Origin of the sequence: Pseudomonas sp. PvP100, assembly GCF_017833055.1 — a bacterium.
GTDB lineage: Bacteria > Pseudomonadota > Gammaproteobacteria > Pseudomonadales > Pseudomonadaceae > Aquipseudomonas > Aquipseudomonas syringae.
Genome location: NZ_JAFIBO010000001.1, coordinates 1842188 through 1853767 on the forward strand (window position 1 = coordinate 1842188; position 11580 = coordinate 1853767).

General features: G+C 60.4%; 9 protein-coding genes. 2 read left to right on the forward strand and 7 right to left on the reverse strand.

Annotated features, from left to right (window positions below):
- Nucleotides 1-42 precede the first annotated feature (42 nt).
- The 4 genes from JOE39_RS07500 to JOE39_RS07515 all read right to left on the reverse strand — a co-directional run bounded on the left by JOE39_RS07500 (nucleotide 43) and on the right by JOE39_RS07515 (nucleotide 5691).
- Nucleotides 43-1293, reverse strand: coding sequence for a thiolase family protein (locus JOE39_RS07500; protein ID WP_210077600.1), 1251 nt, complete (start codon nucleotides 1291-1293; stop codon nucleotides 43-45).
- Nucleotides 1290-3176 (reverse strand): feruloyl-CoA synthase, encoded by a 1887-nt coding sequence (locus JOE39_RS07505; protein WP_210077598.1) that lies wholly within the window; start codon nucleotides 3174-3176, stop codon nucleotides 1290-1292. The genes JOE39_RS07500 and JOE39_RS07505 overlap by 4 nt, the downstream gene beginning before the upstream one ends.
- Before the next feature lie 169 nt (nucleotides 3177-3345).
- Nucleotides 3346-4794, reverse strand: a complete 1449-nt coding sequence (locus JOE39_RS07510; RefSeq protein WP_017279159.1) for an aldehyde dehydrogenase — start codon at nucleotides 4792-4794, stop codon at nucleotides 3346-3348.
- A gap of 66 nt (nucleotides 4795-4860) precedes the next feature.
- Nucleotides 4861-5691: a p-hydroxycinnamoyl CoA hydratase/lyase gene (locus JOE39_RS07515; protein WP_003394128.1), complete on the reverse strand. Its 831-nt coding sequence runs from the start codon at nucleotides 5689-5691 to the stop codon at nucleotides 4861-4863.
- A gap of 212 nt (nucleotides 5692-5903) precedes the next feature.
- On the opposite strand from JOE39_RS07515, the gene JOE39_RS07520 reads away from it, so the two are divergent.
- Nucleotides 5904-6392 carry a MarR family transcriptional regulator gene (locus tag JOE39_RS07520; RefSeq protein WP_003314860.1) on the forward strand — a complete coding sequence of 163 codons (489 nt, stop codon included), beginning with the start codon at nucleotides 5904-5906 and terminating at the stop codon, nucleotides 6390-6392.
- 30 nt (nucleotides 6393-6422) lie between these two features.
- Here JOE39_RS07520 and JOE39_RS07525 read toward each other — a convergent pair whose 3' ends face one another.
- Nucleotides 6423-7745, reverse strand: a complete 1323-nt coding sequence (locus JOE39_RS07525) for an OprD family porin (protein WP_032661898.1) — start codon at nucleotides 7743-7745, stop codon at nucleotides 6423-6425.
- Between the two features lie 328 nt (nucleotides 7746-8073).
- On the opposite strand from JOE39_RS07525, the gene mhpT reads away from it, so the two are divergent.
- Complete coding sequence (gene mhpT, locus JOE39_RS07530; protein WP_017279161.1) at nucleotides 8074-9294, forward strand: 3-(3-hydroxy-phenyl)propionate transporter MhpT; 1221 nt, start codon at nucleotides 8074-8076, stop codon at nucleotides 9292-9294.
- Nucleotides 9295-9743: 449 nt separating this feature from the next.
- On the opposite strand, the gene JOE39_RS07535 is transcribed toward mhpT, so the two are convergent.
- Together JOE39_RS07535 and JOE39_RS07540 are read right to left on the reverse strand one after the other, a co-directional pair.
- A complete protein-coding gene (locus JOE39_RS07535) occupies nucleotides 9744-10691 on the reverse strand; it encodes a transporter (RefSeq protein WP_016568247.1) in 948 nt (315 codons plus the stop codon).
- An 84-nt stretch (nucleotides 10692-10775) separates the two neighbouring features.
- Nucleotides 10776-11543 (reverse strand): coniferyl-alcohol dehydrogenase, encoded by a 768-nt coding sequence (locus JOE39_RS07540; RefSeq protein WP_003426464.1) that lies wholly within the window; start codon nucleotides 11541-11543, stop codon nucleotides 10776-10778.
- Nucleotides 11544-11580: the final 37 nt, after the last annotated feature.

Sequence of the window (11580 nt, forward strand, 5' to 3'; positions counted from 1 at the left end):
GTTTAAAGCAGGAAAATGTCGCATTTGCGGGTATGTTCCTGGCTAGACACGCTCGGACGCATAGTGGGGATTCTCGATCAGCAGCGCCATGCCCTGCCCGCCGCCGACGCAGGCTGCAGCGATACCGTAGCGCAGGCCCGTGTCGCGTAATTGACGGGCCAGGGTCATGACCAGACGCAGCCCGGTGGCGGCCAATGGATGGCCCAGGCCCAGTGATCCACCCAGGCAGTTGAGCCGCTCGTGGTCAAGCTCCAGCGTTTGTGCCACTGCCAGAACCTGAGCGGCCTGCGCTTCATTGATTTCCAGTCGACCGATATCCCACAGTGCCAGCCCGCTGCGCTGCAACAGCAAGCGGATCGCAGGTGCGGGGCCAATACCCATGAACTCTGGCGCGACACCCGTCACCGCGCTAGCCAGCAAATGCGCCAACACCGGACTCGTCGATTGCGAAGCACTCCCCACCAGGGCCGCCGCAGCGCCATCGACCACCGCACAGCTATTGCCTGCGGTCTGCACCCCGTTAGCGTGAATGGCGCGCAGACGCGACAGCGCTGCCAGATGGGTCGCACGCGGATGGCTGTCCTGCGTCACCACTTCAACCCCTCGCGGCAACTCGATGCCGCGCGGCTGATAGCCTTCCAGCGCAAAGCGCTCGCTGCTGACCGGGACAATTTCCTCGGTCCATTTGCCGGAAACCTGCGACTGCAGCGCCCGCTCATGGCTGAGCAAGGCATAGCGGTCCACTGCTTCACGGCTCAACCCATGCCGTTTGGCGAGGTGGTCTGCCGTGGCGATCATGTCCATCGCCGGTGCAGGGTCATACAGCGCTTCCCAGAGAAAATCCTTGAACTGCACAGCGGCGCCGAGCGAGAAGCCATTGCGGTGGGTATAGGCCGCGATCGGGTTGCGCGACATGGACTCGGCGGCGACGCACAGCGCCATCTGCCCGCCTTCGCCCACGTGCATGGCGGCCTGGCGCAACAATTCGAAACCGGTGGCGCAGATGCGCTGCACACCCAGTGCCGGAACGCTTTGCGCGACGCCGCTGTAAAGGCCGATATGCCGGGGCAGCAGGTACGCATCGAAACTGGCCTGCGCCATCGAACCGGCCAGTACGCTGTCGATCTGATCCGGCTCGATGGCGGCGCGTGCCAACACCTCGCGGCCGACCTTGATACCCAGGTCGATGGGCGAGACAGCCGCCAGAGCGCCGCCCAGATCCACCCAGGGCGTGCGCACCGCATCGAAGATGGCCACGTCGCTGAATGCCGAATACTGCCCGCCGCCACTCATGCCTTGGTCTCTGCTCTGAGCTTGTCCGGGTCCTGATCACGGTACAGCGCTTCGACCTTGTCTGCGCGCCACTGCAGGACGGCGCGCTGGTTGATTGACCCCTTGTCGGTGATTTCGCCGCGATCAATGGACGCGGGCTGATCAAGCAGCACGATCCACTCCAGCCGGCTGGCGTTGCCGTTCGCGCCCTGATTCAGGCGCGCCAGCCAGTCGGCGAACCACTCGCGTACCGGCGCACTGGCCAGTACCTGTGCATCCGTGGCCTGTGCATCCAGCCCGGCCAGTTGCCGACACTCGTGCACCCTGGGAAACACCAGCGCCCCGAGGCATTCGCGGTCAGGCGCAGTGATGACCACATCCTGCACGTACGGCGAGCCTTCCAGCACCGCGCGGTTGCGCATCGGTCCGACGCTGACGAATACGCCCGACGACAGCTTGAAATCCTCGGCCAGACGCCCGTCGAACATCAGGCCCAGTTCGGGTGCCGCAGGATCGGCAAGCTTGATTGCATCGCCGGAGCAATAGAAGCCGTTCTCGTCGAACACTTCGGCCGTCTGCTGCGGCGAGCGCCAGTAGCCCGGCATGATGTGCGGACCACGAAACCGCCCTTCGAGCTTGCCATCCACCGGCACCAGACACACTTCGCATCCCGGTGCCGGCAGGCCGATGTACCCGGCCATCGACAAGGGCCCGGTAGTAAAGGTGCAGGACGGCGCAGCCTCGGTCATGCCCAGCCCGGCCATCATGCGAATCCGCTCGCCGCAATGCTGCTCGGCCACCCGGTCAAGACGATCCCAGATGCTTTGCGACAGGCCGGCAGCGGCGAAGAAGAACAGCTTGATGCGCGAGAAGAATCTCTCGCGCAGCTCGGCGTCCTGCTCCAGTGCGTTGACCAGCTCCTCCCAACCCTTGGGCACAGTCAGGTAGGCGGTAGGCGAAATTTCCTTGAGGTTGCGCAAAGTCTCGGCGAAGCCTTGTGCGGTGGGCTTGCCGTTGTCCAGATAGAACGTGCCACCGTTGTACAGCACGATACCGATGTTGTGACTGCCGCCGAAGGTGTGATTCCAGGGCAGCCAGTCGACCAGCACGGGCGGTTCTTCGCCGAACACCGGGAACGTCTGCAGCAGCATCTGTTGATTGGCACACAGCATGCGTTGGGTAGTAACCACCGCCTTGGGCAGTTTGGTCGAGCCCGAGGTGAACAAAAACTTGGCGATGGTGTTAGGGCCGCTGGCCAGGAAAGCGGCATCGGCCTCGCTGCCACCCGGCTCTTCGAGCAGGCTGGAGAAGCTCAGATGAGGCCTGCCATTGAGCTGTCCGCGTACAGTGATGACGGGCGTGTCCGCAGGAATGATCGCATCGATGGCACGCTGGAACGGCGCGGCATCACTGACAAATACCAATCCTGGCCGCAATACGTCGCAGACGTGTCGTAACTTGGCGAAATCCTGAGACATGACCGAATACGCCGGTGATACCGGGCAGTATGGAATGCCGGCGTACATGGCACCCAGAGCAAGCTGCAAGTGCTCGATGTCGTTACCTGACAGCAACGCCAGCGGCCGGTCGGCGGAAAGGTCGTACGCCAGCAGGCTCTGCGCGATAGCGCGCACATCCGTCAGCATCTCGGCATAACTGACCTTGCGCCAGCCGCCACGGCTGTCGCGGGCGGCAATAAAGGTCTGTTGCGGACGCAACTGAGCCCAGTGCACCAGCCGGTCAAGCAGCCGGTCGGGCAATCGTGCCAGGGGCTCCAGGGAACGCATGTGCAGAACGCCCTGCTCTTCCCGCACCTCGATGGGCGGGTGGCCGATCGAGACCTGACGGTAGCGCGGTGCATTATCTTCACTTTGCAGCGTTGATGATCTGATATCGGAACTCACGTGCGTTCTCTCCATCAAGGTACGCAGGCGCCAAACGCTACGCAGCGGTTCGGGCCAAGCGTTGCAGCACCAGGCTGCAGCCTTGTTATTGTTGTGCCTGAGTCACCGGCGACACGGTCTTGTGTAAAAGAGCGTTACCGCCGGCCTGGAAGGTTTCAGATCGGGTGGTTCAAATGGGATAGTGCCGTGGCCCGTTTTGCAACGTCACCCAGCGCAACTGGGTAAAGTGCTCGATCGAGGCCTTGCCGCCGAAACTGCCATAGCCACTGGACTTCACCCCGCCGAAGGGCATTTGCGCCTCGTCGTGAACGGTGGGGCCGTTGATATGGCAGATCCCGGACTCGACCCGTTGCGCAAGCGCCAGGGCCCGGCTGGTATCACGACTGAAAATCGCCGCCGAGAGACCGAACTCCGAATCGTTGGCCAGTCGCAATAGCGCTTCGTCACCGTCGCCGCGCAGCACCACGGCCACCGGGCCGAAGGACTCCTCGCGGTACAAGCGCATGGCATCTGTCACACCGTCGAGCAGCGTCGGTTGCAAAATGCTGCCCTGCAACTGCCCGCCAATCACCAGCGTTGCGCCAAGCGCCACGGCGTCATCGATCAAGCCTTTGATGCGCGTCCCGGCACCCACGTCGACCAGCGACCCGAGGACCGATTCACTGTCATCCGGATTGCCAGCGCGCAAGGTTTTGATCTTGGTCGTCAGCTTGGCAACGAAGGCGTCGGCGACCTTGTGATCCACGATCAGCCGCTCGGTGGACATGCAGATCTGGCCCTGATTGAAATAAGCGCCAAAGGCGGCGGCCTCTACTGCCGCGTCGAGATCGGCGTCGTCGAGCACCAGAAACGGTGCCTTGCCACCCAGTTCAAGCAGTGCCGGTTTCAGATACCGCGCCGACAGTTCACCGACGATGCGGCCTACATGAGTGGAACCGGTGAAATTGACCCGCCGTACTGCCGGGTTGGCAATCAGGCGCTCGACAATCGCCGGCGCATCGGCCGGCGCGTTGCTGATCACGTTCACCACACCGTCACCCAGCCCGGCATCCTGCAGCACCTGGCCGATCAGCCGATGCACGGCTGGGCTGAGCTCCGAAGCCTTGAGCACCACGGTATTGCCGCAGGCGAGTGGCATGGCGATAGCACGCGTGGCAAGAATCACCGGCGCATTCCACGGCGCGATACCGAGGACCACACCGCAGGGCTGGCGCAGCGCCATGGCAAAATTGCCGGGAACATTGGAGGGGATGACATCGCCGGTAATCTGCGTCGTCATGGATGCCGCTTCGCGCAGCATGTTGGCGGCCAGCTGTACGTTGAAGCCGTACCAGTTGGCCATTGCTCCGGTTTCACCGGCAGCGGCAATGAATTCAGCGCTGCGGGCCTGCAACTGCGCGGCAGCTTCGAGCAGACGCGCCCGACGCTCGCCGGGCACCATCGCCGCCCAGCCGGGGAACGCAGCCTGAGCGGCTGCGACCGCCGCATCGGCATCTTCCAGAGTCGCCGCGGCCACCCGCGAAACCACCTCGCCAGTCACCGGGTTGCAGCGTTCAAATGTACGTCCGTCACTCGCGGGGCACGACTGGCCGCCGATCAGCAGGGGCACGTCCAGCATGGTGATTCCTCTTTATTATCTTTATCAGGAACTACAGACTCGGTTTTAAAACTTCTGGATACCCGACTAGCGTTTGTAAGCTTCCAGACCAGGCTTGATGCTCTTGTCATCGAGGAACTGCTTCATGCCCTGCTCGCGCCCGCCTTCCTTGTCCAGCAGACGTGACTGGTCGAGTTTGGCGTACAGGTAGTCTTCGTTCTGCTCCCAGGTCAGTTCGCGGCAGCGTTTGAAGCCGTGCTTCGCGGCGCGCAGTACCACCGGATTTTTTTCCAGCAGATTGTTGGCCAGATCGATGGTCACCTGACGCAGTTGCGCCAGCGGCACGCTTTCATTGACTAGGCCCATTTCAGCGGCCTTCTGACCGTTGAAGGTTTTGCCGGTCATGATGTAGTACAGCGACTGGCGGTGGCCCACGGTGTCAGCCATAGCCTTGCTCACCAGGTTGCCGGGCGGAATACCCCAGTTGATTTCCGAAAGGCCGAAGGTCGCTTCATCAGCGCAGATCGCCAGATCACAGGCCACCAGCGGGCTGAAACCACCACCGAAGCACCAGCCGTTGACCATGGCGATGGTCGGCTTGGCGTACATGCGCAACATCTTCCACTGCCACTGGGAGGCTTCCCGACGGATTTTTTCCTGAAGAATTTCCGGTCCGGCATCTACCTCGCGGAAGTACTCCTTGAGGTCCATGCCAGCGGTCCACGCCTCGCCCGCACCAGTCAGCACCAGAACGCCCGCATCGGGATCCTGCTCGAGGGTTTCCAGCACATCGATCATTTCGCGGTTCAAGGTCGGGCTCATCGCGTTGCGTTTTTCCGGCCGATTGAGGATGACCCATGCGATACCGTGCTCGATCTCGACCTTGATGGTTGACCAGCGGCCTTCATATTTGCTCATGGCGATGCTCTCTTGTTCTTGGCTTGAAGATGACTCAAAGCTAAACCGCAAATATAGTTATGTCAATTAACTGTTATCCATATTAATCAAAATCTCGGCACTCCGTCCGAACCCGTGGGTCACAGTGAAGTAACACCCCATAGCTATCATTCGCCAACCTCGGCAAACTGATCGGCTGATTGACCCATCAAACCATAAGGACCGCATTTTCAATGGCCAAGCCATCTGACATCGCCGACGTTTGCCAGGCTCCCGTACAGGCTGCCGAGGCACCTTTACCAACGGATTCTGCGCTGGATGATCTGATCGGTTATGCCATGCGCCGTGCGCAGCTCAAGCTGTTCCAGAACCTGATCGGACGTCTTTCCACACACGACCTGCGTCCGGCGCAGTTCTCGGCCCTGGCGATCATCGAGCAGAACCCGGGGCTCATGCAGGCAGACCTGGCCAAAGCACTGGCGATCGAACCGCCTCAGGTCGTTCCATTACTCAACAAGCTCGAAGAACGCGCGCTGGCCGTCCGGGTACGTTGCAAGCCGGACAAACGCTCGTACGGCATCTTTCTCAGCAAAAGCGGCGAAACACTGCTGCGCGAGCTGAAACAGATCGCCGTAGACAGCGACCTCGAATCCACCGCAGCGCTGGATCAAAAGGAACGTCAGGACCTGCTCAGGTTGCTGAAAAAAGTGTATCAATCCTAAACGGCTTCCCTGCCGTCAAGGCGGGGGTCGCTACCAGAGCGGCAAGCTGTATTGCACGATAAAGCGTGTCTGGTTCTCGTCCCGAAACGCTGCACCTGCCGGGAAGTCGTTGCGATAGATCGACTTGCGCGCCAGCAGCCCGACGTTCTTCAGCGGACCGCTTTGTACAACGTAGCCCAGCTCCATCTGAAACTCACGCTCCTTGCGATCATCGGCATTGAAAGCGGCCAGCTCGATGTTGTCGCCGCGCACATAACGCAGGCGACTGCGCAGCCCGACCAGCCCGATGGCCGTGAAGTCATAGTCGTAGATGGCTTGCCAAGTGCGCTCCTTGGCGTTGAGGAAGTCCGAGCTCATGGTCATCTCGCTCAACCCCATCAGCTCGGTGCCCGAGACATAAGGCGTCGCCGTGTCGCCACTGGAATGCATGTAGCCAAGGCTCACGCTGTGCCCTCCCCACTTGTAGCCAAGCAGCGCGGACAGGTTCTGGTTGTCTACTTCGCCGGCCTTCGCACTGCCGGTATCGCGGCTGAAAAAGCTGCGCAGATCGGTGCTCAGCACGCCGTCGCCAATCGCCAGCTTGTGCAGCAGGGCCAGGGTGTTCTGGGTATAAAGATCGTCTACTTCGGCATGATACGCACGCAGGCTCAGGTCCTTGTCGACCTGATAATCGCCACCGGCATAAGCCATGTGCGACGACGTTGCCGCCCCATTGAAACGGCGGTTCGGTGAAGCGATGCTGATGGCCTGGTAGTTGCTGGAGTCACGCTTGTTGACCCGGTCGATGTAGCCCGCGTTGAGGGTCAGGTCATCGATGTCCCTGGAAGTCAGCGTGGTGCCACGAAAGGTCTGCGGTAACAGTCGCGAGGGACTGGCGAAAGCGAACGGCAGGAAAATCGACACATCACCGGTCTTGACCGTGGTTTCATGGAATTTCAGCTTGCCGGTCAGGGCCAGCCGCGAATACTCGTCGGCCGCACGGCCATCACTGGCAGATACCGGCAACAGCTCGGTGCCGCTGCGGTCTGGCGAAGAATCCAGCTTCACGCCGACCAGCGCCCGGGCGTCCAGGCCGAACCCCACCGGCCCCTGGGTAAAGCCGGATTCCGCATTCATGATGAAGCCCTGCGCCCACTCCCGAGTTGCTGTCTTGGCGCCATCATCCTTGTAATCGCGGTCCATATAATAGTTGCGCAGGGTCAGGGTGCCATGGCTGTCATCCAGAAAGCCCTGCGCCTGTGCAGGGTCGGGAATGGCACTGATACCCAGCAGGCCCAGCGCGAGGCCACAACGTTTTCTACGAAAAAAGGGAGCTGACACAGCGCTTGCTGCATCATGAGCGAGCTTCGACATGTTCGGTGTCCACTTATTGTTGTTGTTTTGGGAGTCGGTCCGGCGCTTGATTGCAGGTCCGTGAGCAGAGAATTGAAAGATTCCGCAGCCACGTCAATCCAAAGTGACCGATAATCGAACATTAATATCATTAACTACTTTATCGGCCGCTCGACATTCATCTTCTAACTCAATGTTTTTAAAAGACTAAGATCCGTTTTTTACGAGTATTTCGACCAGATTCAATTTTTAGTTATTTTTGTTACCTTGATAACTACCTGTCACAACGCCTCGATTGGCGCTAGGGAACAGGCTTTTCTCCACAACAAAAACAACAATGAGGCTTGCCATGAACAGTCCGTTACGTCGATCGACGCTGACCATTGTCTTGTGTTTTATCGTTGCGCTCATCGAAGGTTTCGACCTGCAAGCTGCCGGAACGGCGGCCGCCGGGTTGCGTCAGACCTTCGCCCTTGAGCCGAAAATGATGGGCTGGGTGTTCAGCGCAGGGATCATTGGGCTGCTGCCTGGCGCGTTCTTTGGCGGATGGATTGCCGATCGCATCGGCCGCAAGAAGATCCTGGTGAGCGCAGTACTGCTGTTCGGGGTCTTTTCGCTGAGCACTGCGTATGTCGAGAGCTTTTCCGGCCTGTTGCTGGTGCGCTTCATGACCGGCCTGGGTCTGGGAGCAGCGCTGCCCAACCTGATTGCATTGTGCGCCGAAGCCGTCAGCGAACGTCACCGCGGGGTGGCCATCAGCGTCATGTATGCAGGAGTGCCATTGGGTGGTGCCCTGGCGGCGGTCGTGACCATGTTCACCAGCGAGCACTGGCAGACCACGTTCATCATCGGCGGTCTGGTGCCGCTGCTGGTAGCTCCGCTGATGATCCTGTTGCTGCCCGAGTCCAGCGCTTTCAAACAGCAGACCACTGCTGACAGCGTTCGGCATTCAAGCGTCACTGCGTTGTTCGGCGAAGGCCGGGCGCGCACGACGCTGGCCTTGTGGCTCGGTTACTTCTTTACCCTGACCGTGATGTACATGCTGCTCAACTGGCTGCCTTCACTGCTGATCGGTCAGGGTTTCAGCAAGCCGCAGGCGGGCATGGTGCAGATGTTGTTCAACATCGGCGGCGCACTGGGATCGCTGTTGGGCGGGCTGTTGCTCGATCGCTGCAATGGCATCAAGGTCGTGCTGTTCGTCTATGCCGGTTTGCTCGCGGCGCTGGCAGGCGTGGGTTTGTCGGTTGGTATCGTCCCGATGGCCATTGCCGGGTTTGCAGCCGGGGTGTTTGTCATCGCCGCGCAGTTGGTGCTGTATGCACTGGCCCCACCCTCCTACCCGACCTCGGTACGCGCCACCGGTGTGGGAGCTGCGGTGGCCATCGGCCGTCTCGGTTCGGTCGCAGGTCCGCTGGCGGCCGGGCAACTGCTGGGCGCTGGCGCCGGAACCGCCGGCGTACTGCTGGCCACCTCGCCAGGTCTGGTGATTGCGGCACTGGCGGCGATCACCGTGCTGTCCAGATCAATCACCGTCGAGAAGCGTGAGCTCAAGGCTGCAGAGTCGAGCTGATCAGACGCTATGCCATCGTCCCCACGCTCTGCACACAGCGGTTTTTCTTTGTCAGGTAGATCAGGGTTCGACTCAGGTCACCTTTTCGCCCCTCGGCGAGTTACTTTGATGGGGCCAAAGTAACCAAATCCCCTGGCTCCGTTTCCGGCCCGACTTCGTCGGGTTCCTTCGTCCTGAAGCTGATCCGGGGGTCGCCGCAACGGGCCATCCATGGCCCGGTGCGTCTAGCCTGGCGTCCTGCCAGGCTACCCCCGGATCAGCGCCAGGACTCAGCCGTCACTTACGTCGCAATCTGCGTCGTCAGCGCCATCGCGATCGAAAAGCGCTTCTATGGCAGCGGCTAACGGCAAGTCATGCTGTTGCGCCGCATCTGAGAGGTGTGACGCAGAGCGTCACGAACTGCATTCCAACGCGGAGCGTTGGAACGATAGTCAAAACAATCTCATGCCTTACAGCTTGTGCAGAAAATTCAGCACCACCTTGTTGCCTTCGGTGCGGTTTTCCGCGCCCTGTTCAAAGTAGCTATTGACCGTCAGCACGTTCTCCTTGTTGAAGGCATACAGGAAGCCGGGGCCAATGGCCCAGACCTTTTCCTTGCGACCACTGACATCATGGCCGTCCACCTGGGTATCCGTGAACTGCTTGAGCCAGTAACCGTTGAGCCCCAGCGAGAGTTGCTCGTTAACCGCATATTGCAAAGTCAGGTTGGCATGCAAAGCCTGCCCTGCCTGCGTATCGGAAACATTGCCAAACCCGGCTTGCGGGTCATCGTTCTTACCGTTCCATAAATACATGAAACGCCCGCTGGCCGACCATTTCGGCGAGAACCAGTAAGTCGCGGCGTAGTACGGGTTGAACGACCAGAAATTACTGCCCGGGTTGATCGAGCGATTGCGATCATAAGCGCCGACCGGAATCGCAATGTCCGCCTCGACACGCTGGGTTAGCAGCGGGCTGCCATCGGCACGGGTGATTGTCGGCAGTTGCAGAAACGGACCGATAACCAGATCACCGAAACCGGCACGCGAACTCAGGGCGGTGTTGCCCAGGCCGTCATCCACGTCGACATGCGCCAGCGACGTGTTGATCGCGGTAATACCCGGCATGGCACCGTTGGCCAGCGGCTGACCGACATAGATGATCTGCGTGGTCACCGCCAGGACATCCACATCCTGTTTGGGAAGTTGCAGTTTGTCGCCATTCACGTCATTGAAGCGATTGGCCTTGGCATAGTTCAGATACTCCTCCAGATACCAGCCCGGGCCTGCAGGCGCCGGGGATCCGTCGTAGAAGCTGGTGTTGCCCAGATTGAGGCCGGGCAAGTCATAGGCGTATGCAGTCGATGACAAGGCGATGAATGATACGGTCGCAACGGTACGCAAGACTGACTTGGGCATCTTGTGATTCCTGTACTTATTGTTGTTGTTTTCAAGAGCCCCGACGCCACGAACGCGTCGCCGGGGTTGCAACACGTGCAGCCATTACACGTAGGAAGCGGCCAACCCTCCATCCACCGGCAAGTTGACACCGTTGATCCAGCGCGAGGCGTCGGAACACAGAAACGCAATCACCTCGGCCACCTCATCGGCCAGCGCAGGGCGCTTCATGTGCAGGCCATCACGGGCGACCCGCTCTTGGCCAACCATGCTGACAAAGTCTCCCAGAATCGGCGTGAACACCGGCCCCGGTGCGACGCAGTTGACGCGTACCGAATGATCGCGAAACCATTCCTGCGACTGCTTGAAGCTCCAGACGATCAGCGCTTCCTTGAAATACTGGTAGCAGGTTTCATGGGCGACCGGATTGGCCGCCAGCCACTCCTGCCCTTCGCCGTAGCTTTCGGTGGCAGCCAGCGCCTTGTGCAACTCCAGCCTTTCCGGCCACTGCGAACCGAGTATCGACGCCACGTTGACGATACTGCCGCCCGACACGATGCGCGGCAACACGCGTTGGGTCAGGTGACGCAGCCCGAGGTAATTGACCTGGGCGACCGCCTGAACGGGGGCAGTGCCGGGTACACCGGCGATATTGCACAGGCCGTCGATCTGCTTGGGCAAACGCTCGATCAACGCGTCGATACTGCCTGGGTCGGCGAGGTCCGCCTGGAAGAAACTGTCCACGGTCAGTTGCGGTTCATGACGATCGATGCCGATCACTCGGGCACCCTGGAAGCGCGCCACACGTGCCAGCTCAGCGCCGATGCCGGATGACACGCCAGTGACGATCAGTGTTTTGTTATTCAGGTTCATAGTCACGCGCTCTTATTGTTGTTGGATCACGTTTTGC